Origin of the sequence: Stenotrophomonas sp. JC08, from assembly GCF_052180205.1 — a bacterium.
Classification (GTDB): Bacteria; Pseudomonadota; Gammaproteobacteria; order Xanthomonadales; family Xanthomonadaceae; genus Stenotrophomonas.
Genome location: NZ_CP197473.1, coordinates 2,555,952 through 2,572,394, shown reverse-complemented (window position 1 = coordinate 2,572,394; position 16,443 = coordinate 2,555,952). Strand labels below are relative to the sequence as shown.

The window sequence follows — 16,443 nt, the reverse complement described above, 5'->3', positions numbered from 1 at the left end:
GCCGGCGGTGTCATGACCCATGGCAACGCCGGCGCGTGTTAGCGTTTGATCCGTCCTCGATGGGAGAACCGCCATGCAATTCCGATCCGTACTCCGCCTGGTCGCACTGTCCTCCCTGCTGGCGTTGGCGGCTTGCGCCAGCGGGCCGAGGATTGCCAGCCAGAGCGATCCGGGCGCCGACTTCTCGCGCTATCGCAGCTTCGCGTTCTATACGCCGCTGGCACTGGAGCAGAACGGTTACACCACCATCACCAGCAACCGCATCCGTGCCGCGGTCCGCGCGCAGATGGAAGCCCGCGGTTACGTGTTCGACGAGACTGATCCGGACCTGTGGGTGAATCTCAATGCCTACCTGCAGGACAAGACCCGCGTCACCACGATGCCGGAAGTGGACTACGACTATTACTACAGCTACCGCGCCCGCGGTTACTTTGCGGTGCCGTACTGGCGTGACCGCACCGACGTGCGCCAGTACACCGAAGGCACGCTCAATGTGGACCTGGTGGATGCGCGGCGGAAGCAGCTGGTCTGGGAAGGTATCGCGGTCGGCACCGTCGGCCGTGCCGACGCGCAGCGGCGTGGTGAGCAGATCGATACCGCGGTTGCGGCGATATTCGCCGCCTATCCCCACCGGGTGGCGGCCACCCACTGAGGCGCAAGCGCGTGAAGCAGGCGCCAAGTTCGGACTCCGGAGCGCCGGAAGCACCGGAGCGTGCCCGGCTGAAATGGATCGTGCTGGCACGCCGGCACCCGTCGGCATGGCTGCTGGCGGTGCAGTTGCTGGTCGTGCTGCTGTACCCGTCGATGGAAAACATGCCGGCTGGCCGCGTCGTATTCGGCGTGTTCGGCATGGCGGTGCTGGGGCTGGCGGTGTGGGTGGTGCGGCGCAGTCCGCTGGCGATCTGGATGGCCTTGCTGCTGGCGCTGCCGGCGGTGGTCTTCTCGGTCACCGGCGTATTGCTGGAGCGGCACAACCTGATGATGGTGGCGCAGGTGTTCGAATGCCTGCTCTATTTCTATACGACCTGCAGCCTGATCGCCTACATGCTGCAGGATCACAAGGTCACCCGTGACGAGCTGTTCGCCGCCGGCGCCACCTTCACCTTGCTGGCGTGGGCATTCGCATTCGCGTATTCGGTCTGCCAGTACTGGTTGCCGGGCAGTTTCACGGCCACCAGCGTGGGCGAATTGCGTAGTTGGACCGAACTGCTTTATCTGAGCTTCAGTCTTCTCTCAGGGGTGGGGCTGAGTGACGTGGTGCCGGTACATCCACAGGCGCGTGCGCTGGTCATGCTGGAGCAGTTTGCCGGCGTCATGTATGTGGCACTGGTGGTTTCCAGACTGGTGGGACTGGCGATTCACAAAGCCGGAAGAATGAACGCCAGATAAAAATATCGCGCCCGGAGGCGCGAATATTGAAACGGATTATGTGAATTCATCGGCGAGAGAGAGCCTGATGTCGTCCCGCGCGCATACGCAGGGAACCGCCCATAGGCTAATATCCGCCCGGTCAGATACTTTTGCTTTTCACGTTGACGCCGTTTGCGGAATTTGGCGGTTCACTGGTTGCGTCGCTTCCAGGGGGCGGGCACGGGAGTGTGCCCACCAGCGATTTTTTCCCTGAGTGGCATGGAAACTTCCAACATTGAAAAACAGGCAGCCGACCGGCTGCTGATCGGCGACTGTCTTGTAGTGGTGTCCTCGCGTGAGGTGCATCTGCCGGGCGTACGCCGTTTGCGGCGGCTGACACCCAAGAGTGTGGCGGTGTTGCTGGTGCTGGCGCGCAACGCCGGGCAGGTTGTCACCCGCGACGAGCTGTTTGCCGAAGTCTGGCCGGACACCATGCCGACCAACGACGTGCTCACCCAGGCGGTCACGCAACTGCGCAAGGCCTTCACCTCCAGCGAGAGCGGCAGTGATGGCGCGGCCTACATCGAGACCATCGCCCGGACCGGCTATCGCCTGCTGGTGCCGGTGTCGTGGCAGGACGTGGCGGTTGATGAAAGTGCTGGTGCGGTAGCAGCAGGTTCCTCTGCGCCGGACAGCGCACCGCTTGCGGATAGGGACAAGCCGCTGCGTACGGCACGCCGCCGCGTGCGGCGCTACCTGCTGATCGCCGCGGGAGTGGTGCTGCTGGCCAGTTCCCTGATCATGTTCTGGCTGCTGTGGATGCGCCAGGAAGCCGCTGACACGAACGTACTGAGCAGCAGTGGCACCCGGGTGGTGGGCAGTCCCGAGCGCCCGTATCGGCTGATCACCTCCAGCGCCGACTTCGAGACCTCTCCCGCGTTGTCGCCAGATGCATCGCTGGTGGTCTTTGCGCGTGAGAAGGCGGGGCTGTCGAGCCTGTGGGTGCAAAGCACCGGCGCCACCACAGCGGCACAGCTGCTTGAACCTCCCGCCGACGCGTCCGACCGCTTCCCGGCCTGGTCGCCGGATGGGCGCGAAATCGCCTTCGCCCGTTTCCTGCCGGAAGGGCGGTGCGACGTTCTGCTGGTGGCCGCCACCGGTGGCGGTGCGCGTCGGGTGGCCGGCTGTGACGGCACCGAGATGCTCAGCTTCGACTGGTCGCCGGACGGGCGTCGCCTGATCTTCGGCTCGATGACCGGCCGTTACGCCAGTCGTGGCATCCGCATGTTGGATCTGGCCTCCGGCCGCTGGTCGGAGCTGTCCTATGCGGTGGGGCCCGATGACTTCGACTATGCGCCACGCTATTCGGCCGACGGCAAGCGGATCGGCTTCATACGCAATCCGCAGGTGGGTGACCTGTGGGTGATGGATGCGGATGGCGGCAATGCCACGCGCTTGACCGAGGAAGCGGCGGAAATGCGTGGCTGGAGCTGGCTGGGCGCCGATGCGATGGTGTTCGGCCGCAGGGTCGACAGCGAGTCGCGGCTCTATCGGCTGGAGGTGGACACGGGCGTGTTGCGCGATCTTGGCCTGGGTGATGCGGAAAGTCCGACGGTTTCCGGCAACGGCGCGCAGCTGGCGTTCAAGCGCAACCAGCCGCGGTTCGCCCTGGTCAGGTATCCGCTGGGCGATTCCGGTGAAAAGCCGCAGCGGCTGTTCGCCTCATCCGGACGCGACGGACAGCCGATGGTGTCGCCCGATGGCGCGCATCTGGCATTCACCTCCGACCGCTCGGGCGTATTCGCATTGTGGTGGGGGCGACTGGAGGACCCCGACTCGCTACGGGTGATCGAAGGATTCCGGCCGGAAGCGCGGCAGCCGATGGACTGGTCGGCCGATGGCCGCAGCCTGCTGGTCACCGGTCGCGATGACGACGGCGAGCCCGGCATCTATGAGGTGGTGCCCGAGCAGGGCTACTGGAAACGCCTGCCGGTACCGGTGCGCGAACCGTTGCAGGCGATCTACGGTTCGCAGGCCGGCACCGTGCTGGTGGTGGAGCGTGGCGAGGACGAGCGGATGCAGCTGAGCCTGTTCGAGCGCTCCCCGGCACAGTGGCGCCGGCGGGCGTCGCTGGAGGGTGTTTCGCAGGCCCGGCTTGACCGTGCCGGCCAGCGTGTTCTCTACACACGGCTGGCCGATGCCGGCCTGTGGCAGGTGGACGCGATGCTGACACCGGGCAGCGTGCGCGAATTGAGCGGGCGGGCGCCAAGCCGCTGGCGTTACCGTACCTGGGCGGTGTCGGGCGATGGCCACGTGGCCTACCTGCACATGCGCCGCGACTGCCTCAGCCAGCTCACCGTCCTGGGGAGCCCGGAGCGCAGCCGGTGCCTTGATGCCGGGCGTTTCAGTTCGGGCAACGGCTTGAGCCTGGCACCGGATGGGCAGGCGGCTTTTGTCGCTCTGGCAGTCACCGACAGCTCGGATATCGGCCTGATGCCCGCCCCGCAACGGCATGCATGGACACCGATGGGCGCGGCCAAGTGGTTGCCGTGGTTGAGGAAACCGCCTTCGTGATTCTTTCGGAAGCGGGTTCGGCAATATTTCGGAGCAATATCGCCGCACCGTCCTGACGCTTCGCGCCAGAGTTGGCAAAACCATCGGCCATTGATGGCAAAAGATGGTGTGTCACATGCGGCAGATGACCTGGGTCGATCGCGGCCAGTCGGTTACGTTCGACAAGCAGTTTGAAGAAGACGGGCGTCCCTACTGCGTGGGGGTGGCGCGGCTGGGCAGCCTGCAGACCTCCGGCGCGGTGTTCACGGCATGGATACAGCTGCGCGGCAGTGCCTGGGTGGAATCCAAGGAAGGCAAGTTCCGGTTGCACCAGCGCGAGTGGATCGCGTTCGAGAAAGAATCACGGCCGCTGATCCAGGCGGGCCGCGATGGCGTCTGCATCGGTGTGGCGCTGGACAACGATGCGCTGCGGCTGCTGGGCACGCTGGCCGACTGCAGTGTCTATACCGGTCGCGGCCGCATGAGCCATGCCGAGGCACGGCTGGCGCTGCGCCTGTGGCGTGAGGCGCAGGGGCCGGGCACCAGCATCCATCACCTGCGGCCGCTGTTGCTGCACATCGCCTCGTTGCAGCGCGAGCTGTCCGGCGGCGTGCAGCGTTGTCCCGGACGGTCGCGCCTGCGCAAGCGCCAGGTATTCGGACGCATGCAACGGGCGCGCATGTACCTGGAAGGCAACAGCCACCGGGTGGTGCGTATCAGCGAACTGGCCGAGCTGACCAATTTCTCCAGCTGGTACCTGTCCAAGACCTTCCAGAGCCTGTACGAGGAGAGTCCGCAGGCATTGGCTGCACGCCTGCGGCTGGAGCGTGCGGCGATGCTGCTGCGCGATACCGACATGATGATCGGCGAGGTCGCCTCGGCCAGCGGTTTTGACAACTGCTGCAGCTTCGCCCGGGCTTTCCGTTCCCGCTATGGCACCTCGGCCAGCCGCTACCGCGAGGCCGCTGAAACACTCCCGCCACAGTCGGCAAAGTTTCCGGTGGCTTCGCGCAAATGAATCGATGCGGCGCAAACGTAACGTTCAGGGGTGTTTAACGCACCACTAACGTAATCGGAGAGATTGATGAAATTTCGTACTCCCGCTGTGCGGTTGGGCTTGCTCCCGGCCGGCATCGCCATTGCGCTGACCCCGGCATTTGCCTCGGCGCAGGACACCACCGCCGGCGCCACCACCCTGGACCGTCTGGAAGTCACCGGCTCGCGCATCCGCGGCGCCAACATGGAGACCCAGCAGCCGATCCTGACGCTGAGCCGTGAGAACCTGGAAAAGCAGGGCTTCACTTCGGTTGCCGACGTGCTGCAGAACATGACCTCGGCCGGTTCGCCGGCCATCTCGCGTTCGGAATCGCTGGCTTCGGGCGAGAACGTGGGTGGTTACTACATCGACATCCGCAACCTGGGCGCCAACCGCACCCTGGTGCTGATGAACGGCAAGCGCCTGGGCGCCACCTCGGGCGGCTACCAGGATCTGAGCCAGATCCCGATGTCGGCCATCGAGCGCATTGAAGTCCTGAAGGACGGCGCCTCGGCCATCTACGGTTCCGACGCCATTGCCGGCGTGGTCAACGTGATCACCCGCAAGAACTTCGACGGCGCCGAAGCCAACGTCTACATCGGCCAGTACGGCGAAGGCGATGGCGACCTGGAGCAGTACTCCTTCACCATGGGCGCCGCCGGTGAGCGTGGCAGCCTGACCCTGTCGGCCGAGTACTCCAAGCAGGACCCGGTGATGGCGAAGGACCGCTGGTTCTCGCGCGACGGTGGCAAGGGCCCGAACACCCAGCCGGGCGATCTGAGCCCGGTCGGCCCGAACAGCGTGTGGTGTGATCCGCGCGTATTCGGCGACTGCAAGCCGGCCAAGGGCAAGCCGACTCCGATCTGGATGACGCTGAACCCGGGTGGTGATCCGACCAATCCGAACGATTACCACGCGCTCACCCCGGCTGAGTATGCCAACGCCAACGAGCAGATGTCGCTGCAGACGGGCATCGAGCGCAAGTCGGTGTACATCAACGGCACCTACGACTTCTCCGACAATATCTCGTTCAACTCGGACATCCTGTACAACGAGCGCAACACGGACCAGCAGATCGCCGGCTATCCGTTCCAGTCGCAGTCGTTTGGCACCCCGCTGTCCGGTGACAGCGTGTTCAACCCGCTGCCGGGCCAGGACATCGAGTTCCGTCGCCGTCTGTGGGAAGTGCCGCGTACCACCCAGAGCCAGCTGAAGACCCTGCGTTTCGCACCGTCGCTCAGCGGCTTCTTCGACTTCGCCGGCAAATCGTTCGACTGGAACGTCGGCGCGCTGTTCAACCGCAACGAATCGGTCAAGAGCAACCACGGCGACATGAGCCTGATCGCTGCGCGCCAGGCGCTGGGCCAGTCGTTCATTGACGCCGATGGCATTGCCCGTTGCGGCACTGTCGACAAGCCGATTGCGGGCTGCTATGCATGGAACCCGCTGCTGCCGGCTGGCGTCGCAGGCCCGGGTTCGCTGGACAACAAGGATCTGCAGAACTTCCTGTTCCCGACCTTCACCACCACCGGTGTCTCCAAGACCACCGCGTTCACCGCTGATCTGGCTGGTTCGATCATGACCCTGCCGGCGGGTGAGCTGGGCTTTGCGGTCGGTGTCGAGCACCGTGAAGAAGAGGCGCGTTACGTACCGGACGCGTTCATGCAGTCGGGCGAGTACACCGGCCTGCCGCAGAGCACCACCAACGGCAAGTACGAACTGGACGAGGTCTACCTCGAGCTGAACATCCCGGTGCTGGCCGACATGGCCTTCGCCAAGGAACTGACCGTCAACGTTGCCGGCCGTTACTCGGACTACAGCAACTTCGGCGACACCGTGAACGGCAAGTTCGGCATCACCTGGCGTCCGCTGGATGAGCTGCTGGTCCGCGGCACCTACGCTGAAGGCTTCCGTGCTCCGTCGGTTGACAACATGTACGGCGGCATCGGTGGCAGCTTCGAGAAGTACACCGATCCGTGTTCGGTCGGCGTGGCAGGCAGCGTTGCCGGCAATGACGCCTGCACCGCCGCCGGGGTGGCCCCGGATTACGTGCAGCTGGGCCAGGGCCTGGTTCCGTGCGGTACCTGGCCGTGCCAGACCCCGGACCAGTTCATCTCCGGCTCCAACCCGAACCTGAAGCCGGAAACCTCCAAGAGCAAGACTGTTGGTCTGGTGTGGAGCCCGCGCTGGGTGCAGGGGCTGGACATCTCGCTTGACTGGTACAACTACCAGATCAAGGACATGATCATCTCCGACAGCGTCGACCGCATCCTGCGTGACTGCTATGTGCTGGGCGACAGCAGCCGCTGCGCCGGCATCGTGCGTGCGGCCGATGGTCACATCACCGAGATGTTCTATGGTCTGGCCAATCTGGGCCAGATGGAGACCGAAGGCTACGACCTGGGCGTGAAGTACCGCCTGCCGGAACTGGCCATCGGTCAGTTCAGCATCGATTGGCAGACCACCTATACCGCCAAGTACGACGAAGTCGGTCAGAACGATGATGGCGAAAAAATCATCATCGGCAACGTCGGTGCACCGGGCATCTTCCGCGTACGTTCGAACCTCGGCGTGAACTGGGAGTACGGCGACTTCGGTGTGAACTACACCGCGCGCTACTACTCGGGCATGAAGGAAGGCTGCATCAGCCTGGCTGATGGCTGGTGTGATCTGGCCGACCGTTATGCCAACGGTGAGTGGGAGCCGCTGCGCAGCACCGGTTCCAACACCTTCCACGACCTGCAGGTCAGCTACAAGGCACCGTGGAATGCCACCGTTGCCATCGGTGCGAACAACGTGTTCAACCACCGCGGTTCACTGCAGTACTCCGCACCGAACAGCGATTTCGCCTACTACGGCGGTTTCGATATCGGCCGCTTCATCTACATGAAGTACACCCAGAAGTTCTGATCCATCGAACTGCTGTGATGCAAGACGAAGGGTGGGCCGCAAGGCCCACCCTTTTTTCATGCGCCGAGGTGTGTCTGCTGTAGGCGCGTAATCCGGGCGGCGGAGCCCTTCATCTGTGCCTTCCAGAGCCGCCGTGCGTGCGGGCGGGCGGTGCGGTGCGGTGTTGCCTCATCCGCACGCAGGCAATGCGCCGTGGCAGGAAGGTTTCCACGCGGTTGCCGGGAGAACAAAAAACCGCCCCGGTTTCCCGGGGCGGTTTTCTTCAGCGGCTCCAGTACCGGCTTACCACTTGTAGCTGATGCGGCCGTAGGCGTAGGCACCGTTGAAGCCGAACGGCGACAGGTTGCTGTACGGGAACTGGCCGTTGGTCGAGTTGGCGAAGCTGTTCTCGTCCGGGTACTCGTTGAGCAGGTTGTCCGCGCCCACGGTGAGGGTCCAGTTCTGCGAGGGCTTGTAGCTGGCCGAGGCATCCACCACCCACTTGGCACCGTAGGTCTGGTCGTTGACCGGCGAGCTGGTGCGGGTGGTGACGCTGCCATAGCGGGTGGCGCCGAGCGAGAAGTCCCAGTGCTCGAAGTTCCAGGTGCCGGAGGCGAGGAACTTGCTGCGCGGGAAGCCTTCCTCGATGCGGCCGCGTTCGGTGCGGTCGATACGCTCCAGGTTCAGGCCGTTGCTCTGCAGCGCGGCCGGGTTGGGGGCGATGCGCTGCACCTCGGTCTTGGAGTAGTTGTAGCCGGTGGTCAGGTTGAAGCTGCCGCTGTCCAGATCGAAGCGGTAGCTGCCGACCACGTCCACGCCGCGGGTACGGGTGTCGATGGCGTTGGTGAAATAGCGGCCGCCGTTGACGCCGTAGATGCCCTGGGCTTCCAGCAGGGCGCGCACGCCGTTGCCGGTGAGATTGGAGGACAGCACGATGCGGTCGTCCACGTCGATCTGGTAGGCATCGACGGTGACGTACAGCGCGTCCACCGGCTGCAGCACCAGGCCCAGGCTGTAGGACAGCGACTCTTCCGGCTTCAGGTCTTCGGCACCGAAGGCCTTGGCCACCGCGCTGGAGGCCGGGAAGGTGCGGATCTCGAACGGCGTGGAAATGCCGGCCAGGTAGGTGGTGCTGATGGTCTGGAAATTCTGCTGGGCCAGCGACGGCGCGCGGAAACCACTGGACACCGTGCCACGCAGTGCCACCGCGTCGGTGAAGGCGAAGCGGCCGGACAGCTTGCCCGACAGCTGGCTGCCGAAGTCGTCGTAATCCTCGTAACGTGCAGCCGCACCGGCGGACAGGCGCTCGGTCAGGTCGGCTTCCAGGCCGAGGTGGGCGGCATAGCTGTCACGCGAGTAGTGGCCCGAGACACTGGGAGCGAAACCGCCGAAGCCCTGCGCGCCGCCGGGCTTGCCGAGGTCGGGCTGGCTGTAGGAGCCTTCCACGCCGGGCGACTGGTTCCACTTCTCGTTGCGCGCTTCCACGCCCACCGACAGCGTCACCGGGTAGGCCAGGCCCCAGTCCAGCGACTTGCTGGCATCGAGGTTGACGATGTTCTGCGTGGTTTCCAGTGCGCCGTCGTAGAACGAGGTCGGCGAGCTGGCGCCGATGCTGGCATTGAGGGTGTTGCGGGTATAGAACTCGAGGTGGTTGTAGCCGTAGTTGTAGCTGGCATCCCAGCGCCAGCCGTTGCCGGCTTCACCGCGCAGGCCGGCCACCAGCGAGCGGTCCTTGGAGACGTTGTTGATCTGCGGCAGGAAGCCGTCCGGATAGATCGACGGAATGTTCTGGGTGGGATTGCCCGGTGCGCGGAAGAACGCGAACGAGGTGATGTCGCGGTTGCTCAGTGCGCTGAACGCATAGGCGGTGATGCTGTCGCTCAGCGTCACCTCGCTGTTGAGCGAAATGGCCGAGAAATCGGTGTCCGGCTCGCCGATCACGAAGGCCTTCTGGCCCAGCGCCGGCTGGGTCGGGCCCGGGGTGCCGGCGAACGGGCGCGCGCGGTTGGTCAGGTCCTGCTGGCTGAGTTGCCCGGCCACGTGCAGGAAGCCGCGCTCGCCCAGGGCAACACCGGTATCGCCGGACAGCTGGTACTGCTTGCCGTCACCGGCCGAATACTGGCCGACGTTGGCGGCCAGGCTGCCCCCGTGCTCGGCACCCTTGAGCACCACGTTGACCACGCCGGCGATGGCATCGGAACCGTACTGGGCCGAGGCACCGTCACGCAGCACTTCCACGCGGGCGATGGCCGCCACCGGGATGGTGTTCAGGTCCACCGGGGCCGAGCCGCGGCCGATGGAGCCATTGAGGTTGAGCAGCGAGGAGGCATGGCGGCGCTTGCCGTTGACCAGCACCAGTACCTGGTCCGGCGACAGGCCGCGCAGCTGCGCCGGCCGGATCGCGCTGGTACCGTCCACCAGCGCCGGGCGCGGGAAGTTCAGCGAGGGCAGGGCGCGCGCCAGCGCGGTGGCCAGCTCGGTGGTGCCGGTCGCGGTCAGTGCTTCCGGGGTGATGATGTCGATCGGCGACTGCGACTCGGCCACGGTGCGATCGGCCACGCGGGTGCCGGTGACGATCACGGTATCCAGGGTGGTGGCGCTGGACTGGGCAAGGGCGGACCCGGCCGGGGCGGCCAAGGCGGCGGCGATGGCGAGGGCAAGGGTACTGGACGTGCGGTTCATCAGATTGCAGCTCCGGTAATGAAATGGCACACCGGTGACAGGTCGGTGCCGGTCGGAATTGATGCGGTGCGCCATTACGGATTAATGGAATTTTTACCTCGTGTCAAATCAGGGTGACCCGTTAAATCGTTGCTTTTGAAAGCATTTTTCAATTCAACCGGTGGCCGGTGGCCGGTGGCACGTGGCTATCTGCGTTGCTGGACGGAACGGTTTGACGTTTTGTGCAGCGGCAGAAGGTGAGTCCAGTATTGGTTGCCGTTAGAATCGCGTCGCAGGAATGCTGCTCACATGCACATTCCGTTTCGTTATAACGGACCTATTCATGATTTCCCTTCGTAATTTCGCCCTGCGCCGGGGCGAACGCCTGCTGCTGTCCAATGTCGACCTCACCCTGCATGCCGGCTACCGCGTTGGCGTGGTGGGCCGCAATGGCGCGGGCAAGTCCAGCCTGTTTGCCGCCGTGCGCGGCGAGCTGGAGGCGGACAAGGGAGACGTGTCGCTGCCGGGCAAGATCCGCATCGCCGACGTGGCCCAGGAAACCCCGGCATTGCCGGACCGCGCCATCGACTACGTGCTGGGCGGGGACGACGTGGTGGCCGCAGTGCTGGCCGAAGAAGCCGCTGCGACCGCGCGCGAGGACTGGGAAGCGGTGGCCGACGCCCACCAGAAGATGGCCGAATTGGGCGCCTATGACGCCGAGGCGCGCGCCGGCAAGCTGCTGCACGGCCTGGGTTTCCCGGCCGATACCCACAGCCGGCCGGTGGCCGCGTTCTCCGGTGGCTGGCGCGCGCGCCTGAACCTGGCCCGCGCGCTGATGATGCCCAGCGACCTGCTGCTGCTGGACGAGCCGACCAACCACCTGGATCTGGACGCGGTGTACTGGCTGGAGCAGTGGCTGCTCAAGTATCCGGGCACGCTGCTGCTGATCAGCCATGACCGTGAGTTCCTCGACAACGTCGCCACCCACACCCTGCATCTGCATGGAGGCACCGCCAAGCTGTATCCGGGCGGCTACACCGATTTCGAGCGCCAGCGTGCCGAGCACCTGCGCCAGCAGCAGATCGCGCACGACAAGGAACAGGCCGAGCGTGCCCATCTGCAGAGCTTCATCGACCGCTTCAAGGCGCAGGCCTCCAAGGCCACCCAGGCGCAGAGCCGGATCAAGCGACTGGCCAAGATGAGCGGCACCGAGGCGGTGCGTGCCGAGCGCGAATTCCGTATCGAATTTTCGCCACCGGCCAAGCTGCCGTTCTCGCTGATCCGGCTCAACGATGCGACCGCCGGTTACGGTGCCGATGCGGTGATCCTGGACAACGTCGGTTTCGGTCTGGAAGCGGGCCAGCGTGTGGGTCTGCTCGGCCCCAACGGCGCCGGCAAGACCACGCTGGTCAAATCGCTTGTCGGCGAGCTGCCGTTGCTGGCCGGCGAGCGCATGGCGCACCCGGACCTGCAGATCGGCTACTTCGCCCAGCACACGGTGGAGTCGCTGCGCGAAGGCGCCACGCCGATGGACCACTTCCGTGACCTCGATCCCAATGGCGTCAACCAGAGCTTCCGCGACTTCCTGGGCAAGTGGAATTTCCCGGGCGATCGCGCGTTCGAACCGGTGGACGGCTTCTCCGGCGGCGAGCGCGCGCGCCTGGCGCTGTCGCTGATCGCCTGGCAGCAGCCCAACGTTCTGCTGCTGGACGAACCGACCAACCACCTGGATCTGGAAATGCGCGAGGCGCTGGCCGAGGCCTTGGCGCTGTTCGAAGGCGCCATCGTGATGGTCAGCCATGATCGCCACCTGATCGGTCTGGTCTGTGACACCTTCTGGCGTGTGGCCGATGGCGTGGTCGAGCCGTTCGATGGTGATCTGGACGAATACGCGCAGTGGCTGCGTACCCGTGCCAGCGCGCAGGGCGCGCGCAGCAAGGCCGACCGCGTCGAGAAAATCGAAGCCCCCGTGCCGGCGGCTCCGGCGGCCCCCACCAAGCCGGCAACAGCGAAGAAGCCGGTCAATCCGCACAAGCTGGAAGCGGCCGAGAAGAAGGTGGAGCAGCTGGGCGCGGCGCTGGCTGACATCGATGGGCAACTGGCCGATCCGGCCAACTACGCCGACGCGGCAAAGATGACCCGGCTTGGTGGCGAGCGTGATGTGCTGGCGCAGCAGCTGGAACAGGCCGAGGTGGCGTGGATGGAGTTGCTGGACGATTGAGTCCGGGCAGCGGAGAGGCTTTCTTCCGTTGTTGCGGCGTGCCCGGGGTGGCGGTTGCTGGCGGTGCAAGGCCCAGTCACCGGCAGTGGTGATGCGCGCGTACGGCTTGTCCTGCTCGAAGCCAGCGGCTAGGGTCGGCTGATGCAGATCAAATCACTCAAGGTTCTTCCGTGGGCGCTGCTGACCGCAGTCGCCTGTGTTTCCACCACCGCGCAGGCACAGACGCCGGCCGACGGGTTCATGGCGGCGCTGGCCTCGCATTGCGGGCAGGCCTTTGCCGGCCGCGTGGTGGCCAACCAGCCGGCCTCCGCCACGCCGGACGCCTTCGAGGGCAAGGCGCTGATAATGCACGTGCGCGGCTGTGACGCGCCCACGCAGGAGCTGCGCGTTCCGTTTCACGTTGGCGATGACCATTCGCGCACCTGGGTGCTGACCCGTATTGCCACCGGATTGCGGCTCAAGCATGACCATCGCCATGAGGATGGAACGCCGGATGCCACCACGATGTACGGTGGCGACACCCGCGATGCCGGCAGCGTGCAGCGGCAGAGCTTCCCGGTGGATGCCGAGTCGGTGGCGCTGTTCCAGCGCGAGGGCCTGTCCGCTTCGCTGGACAACACCTGGGCGATGGAGCTGGAGGCGGGCAAGCGCTTCGTCTATGAGCTTTCGCGGCCGGGCGGGCGCCTGTTCCAGGTGGAGTTCGATCTCACCACGCCGGTCGCGTTGCCGCCCGCACCCTGGGGTAGCGAGCCCTGAACCACGTCTTTAGCCATGAGTGAAGAAGGGCGCCGATGGGCGCCCTTCCTTATTTCTCGACCTGCTGACTGGCGCTTACGTTCAGCGGCTGCCGAAGCGGGCGCGGCAGCCGTTGTTGACCCACAGGCTGTTGCCGCTGTAGCCCCAATTGCGGCCTTCGACGCACTGGGCCTTGGACAGCTGCTGGATCAGCACCGGGCGGCCTGCACGACGGTCCCAGGCACAGGAGCGCATGCGGTTGTCTTCGCTGCTGCAGGTGACGGTGTAGTTGTTGATCTGGCCCTGGTTGTTGCCCCAGCCATGGCCGCGGGCCTCGGTGAACTCGGCGCGACAGCCACTGTTGACCCACACCGAGCCATTGCTGCTGCCCCAGTTGCGGCCTTCGATGCACTGGGCCTTGGACAGCTGCCGCACCAGTGTGGCGCGACGCCAGCCGGTGTTGCAGACACGGTGGCGCCGGTCATTGCTTTCGCAGCGGATCGTGCCGGCATTGCCGTTCCAGTTGCCGTTCGAATTGCCACGACCTTCGGCGAACTCGGCGCGACAGCCGCTGTTGACCCACACCGAACCATTGCCGCTGCCCCAGTTGCGGCCCTCGATGCACTGGGTCCTGGACAGCTGCCGCACCAGCGTGGCGCGCCGCCAGCCGGTGTTGCAGACGCGTTGGCGGTTGTCGTTGCTCTCGCAGCGGATCGTGCCTGCGTTGCCGTTCCCGTTCCAGTCGCCGCCGCCATTGCCACGCAGCGAGGTGGCGATGTCCTGCTTGATGCGGGAGAAGCCCCAGCCGGAGTTGATCTGGTCCAGATAGAACTCCATCTGGTCGTCGGGGATGCGGCGCCCCCGCGACTGGTCGGCATATTCACGCTCGATCACCCGCGCGCGGTCGGCGCGATTGAGCTGGCGCAGGTCCTCCGGGGCGTAGGCGCGGGTCGCCTGCGCGTGCGCTGGCAACGGCAGGGAGGCCAGCACGGCAGCAGGAAGCGCGGTGGCCAGAAGGGCGAGCAGGAGATGGCGTTTCATCGTGACGTCCCCATTCAGTTCCGGAGGTGGCTGACTATAGGCCCCACCCTGCTTAAGCGGGCGTGACTGGCTGCGGGATTTGCTCCTGCACCGTCCGGGCCGCAAAATAACCGGCTTGACCGGCCGTGGCCGGTAAAATCTTTCCGGTGCCGTCGCGCACCGGCAGCCCCCTGCGGAGTTTTCCATGCGTACCCATTTCTGCGGCCTGGTCGATGAGACCCTGATCGGCCAAACCGTCACTCTCGCCGGCTGGACCGACGTCGCCCGTAATCAGGGCGGTGTCTGCTTCATCGATCTTCGCGACCACGAAGGCATCGTGCAGGTGACGGTGGAGATCGACAACGCGGAAGTGTTCGCCGTCGCCGCCAGCCTGGGCTACGAGGACGTGCTGCAGGTGGAAGGCGTGGTGCGCGCGCGCCATGCGGTCAACGACAAGATGAAGACCGGCAAGGTCGAGGTGATCGCCACCGCCATCACTGTGCTGAACAAGGCCGCGCCGCTGCCGTTCCACGCGCATGAGAACCCGGGCGAGGACACCCGCCTGAAGTACCGTTACCTGGACCTGCGCCGCCCGGAAATGCAGCGCATGCAGCGCACCCGCATCAAGCTGGTGCAGGCGCTGCGCCGCCATCTGGATGGCCGTGGCTTCCAGGACATCGAAACCCCGATCCTGACCAAGGCCACCCCGGAAGGCGCGCGCGACTTTCTGGTGCCGGCACGCATGCACCCGGGCGAGTTCTACGCCCTGCCGCAGAGCCCGCAGCTGTTCAAGCAGATCCTGATGGTGGCCGGCTTTGACCGCTACTACCAGATTGCCCGCTGCTTCCGCGATGAAGCGCTGCGCGCCGACCGCCAGCTCGAATTCACCCAGCTGGACATGGAGTTCGCCTTCGTCCGCGAGCGCGACATCCAGGATTTCGTCGAGAACATGATCCGCGCCACTTTCAAGGAAGTGGTGGACGTCGAGCTGGCGGCCGAGTTCCCGCGCATGACCTGGGCCGAGGCGATGCGTCGCTACGGCTCGGACAAGCCGGACCTGCGCATCGCGCTGGAGCTGGTCGACGTGGCCGAACTGGTCAAGGACAGCGAGTTCGCGGTGTTCACCGGCCCGGCCAATGACGCCGACGGCCGCGTGGCCGCGCTGCGCATCCCCGGTGGCGCGTCGCTGTCCCGCAAGCAGATCGACGAATACGCCGCCCACGCCGCCAAGTACGGCGCCAAGGGGCTGGCCTACATCAAGATCGCCGACAACGGCGAGATCAGCTCGCCGATCCAGAAGTTCTTTGCCGATGACGCCTTCGCCGCGCTGCTCAAGCACGTGGGTGCGGGCAATGGCGACATCGTGTTCTTCGGTGCCGGTGGCTACAACAAGGTCTCCGACTTCATGGGCGCGCTGCGCCTGAAGGCCGGCAAGGATTTCAACCTGGTCGCCGACGGCTGGGCACCGCTGTGGGTCACCGACTTCCCGATGTTCGAGTGGGACGAGGAAGAGCAGCGCTACGTGGCCCTGCATCACCCCTTCACCGCACCGGCGGTGGACGATGTCGCCGAGCTGCGCGCCAATGCCAAGACCGCCGTCTCGCGCGGCTACGACATGGTGCTCAACGGCAACGAGATCGGCGGTGGTTCGATCCGTATCCACCGTCCGGAAATGCAGAGCGCGGTGTTCGAGCTGCTCGGCATCGGTGCCGAAGAGGCGCGCGCCAAGTTCGGCTTCCTGCTGGATGCGTTGAACTACGGCGCGCCGCCGCACGGTGGCATCGCCTTCGGTATCGACCGTATCGCCGCGCTGATGGCCGGTACCGAGTCGATCCGTGACGTGATCCCGTTCCCGAAGACCACTGGCGCGCAGTGCCTGATGACCGACGCGCCGTCGCCGATCGCCGATGCGCAGCTGGCCGAGGTGCACGTGCAGGTACGGGAAAAGACCGCCAAGGAATAAGCTGCGGCTGCATCT

At 65.4% G+C, this 16,443-nt stretch carries 10 protein-coding genes; 8 read left to right on the top strand and 2 right to left on the bottom strand.

The window, feature by feature from the left end:
* Positions 1–73: 73 nt before the first annotated feature.
* The 5 genes from ACSBPQ_RS11830 (at position 74) to ACSBPQ_RS11810 (ending at position 7,849) form a co-directional block, all read left to right on the top strand.
* Positions 74–652, top strand: coding sequence for a DUF4136 domain-containing protein (locus tag ACSBPQ_RS11830; protein WP_442682331.1), 579 nt, complete (start codon positions 74–76; stop codon positions 650–652).
* A gap of 68 nt (positions 653–720) precedes the next feature.
* Complete coding sequence (locus ACSBPQ_RS11825) at positions 721–1,389, top strand: ion channel (protein ID WP_442684577.1); 669 nt, start codon at positions 721–723, stop codon at positions 1,387–1,389.
* Positions 1,390–1,629: 240 nt separating this feature from the next.
* Positions 1,630–3,924, top strand: coding sequence for a winged helix-turn-helix domain-containing protein (locus ACSBPQ_RS11820; RefSeq protein WP_442682330.1), 2,295 nt, complete (start codon positions 1,630–1,632; stop codon positions 3,922–3,924).
* A gap of 115 nt (positions 3,925–4,039) precedes the next feature.
* Positions 4,040–4,921, top strand: a complete 882-nt coding sequence (locus tag ACSBPQ_RS11815; RefSeq protein WP_442682329.1) for a helix-turn-helix transcriptional regulator — start codon at positions 4,040–4,042, stop codon at positions 4,919–4,921.
* A 66-nt stretch (positions 4,922–4,987) separates the two neighbouring features.
* The gene (locus ACSBPQ_RS11810; RefSeq protein ID WP_442682328.1) at positions 4,988–7,849 is read left to right on the top strand and encodes a TonB-dependent receptor; all 2,862 of its coding nucleotides are present in this window, start codon (positions 4,988–4,990) and stop codon (positions 7,847–7,849) included.
* 282 nt (positions 7,850–8,131) lie between these two features.
* On the opposite strand, the gene ACSBPQ_RS11805 is transcribed toward ACSBPQ_RS11810, so the two are convergent.
* Positions 8,132–10,510: a TonB-dependent receptor plug domain-containing protein gene (locus ACSBPQ_RS11805; RefSeq protein ID WP_442682327.1), complete on the bottom strand. Its 2,379-nt coding sequence runs from the start codon at positions 10,508–10,510 to the stop codon at positions 8,132–8,134.
* Positions 10,511–10,832: 322 nt separating this feature from the next.
* Between ACSBPQ_RS11805 and ACSBPQ_RS11800 the strand changes: the two genes are divergently transcribed.
* Together ACSBPQ_RS11800 and ACSBPQ_RS11795 are read left to right on the top strand one after the other, a co-directional pair.
* Positions 10,833–12,710, top strand: a complete 1,878-nt coding sequence (locus ACSBPQ_RS11800; RefSeq protein WP_442682326.1) for an ABC-F family ATP-binding cassette domain-containing protein — start codon at positions 10,833–10,835, stop codon at positions 12,708–12,710.
* A gap of 141 nt (positions 12,711–12,851) precedes the next feature.
* On the top strand, positions 12,852–13,466 hold the full coding sequence (locus tag ACSBPQ_RS11795) for a hypothetical protein (RefSeq protein WP_442682325.1): 615 nt from the start codon (positions 12,852–12,854) through the stop codon (positions 13,464–13,466).
* Between the two features lie 81 nt (positions 13,467–13,547).
* Here ACSBPQ_RS11795 and ACSBPQ_RS11790 read toward each other — a convergent pair whose 3' ends face one another.
* Positions 13,548–14,282, bottom strand: coding sequence for a DUF3011 domain-containing protein (locus ACSBPQ_RS11790; RefSeq protein ID WP_442684576.1), 735 nt, complete (start codon positions 14,280–14,282; stop codon positions 13,548–13,550).
* Positions 14,283–14,670: 388 nt separating this feature from the next.
* On the opposite strand from ACSBPQ_RS11790, the gene aspS reads away from it, so the two are divergent.
* A complete protein-coding gene (aspS, locus tag ACSBPQ_RS11785; RefSeq protein ID WP_442682324.1) occupies positions 14,671–16,428 on the top strand; it encodes an aspartate--tRNA ligase in 1,758 nt (585 codons plus the stop codon).
* Positions 16,429–16,443: the final 15 nt, after the last annotated feature.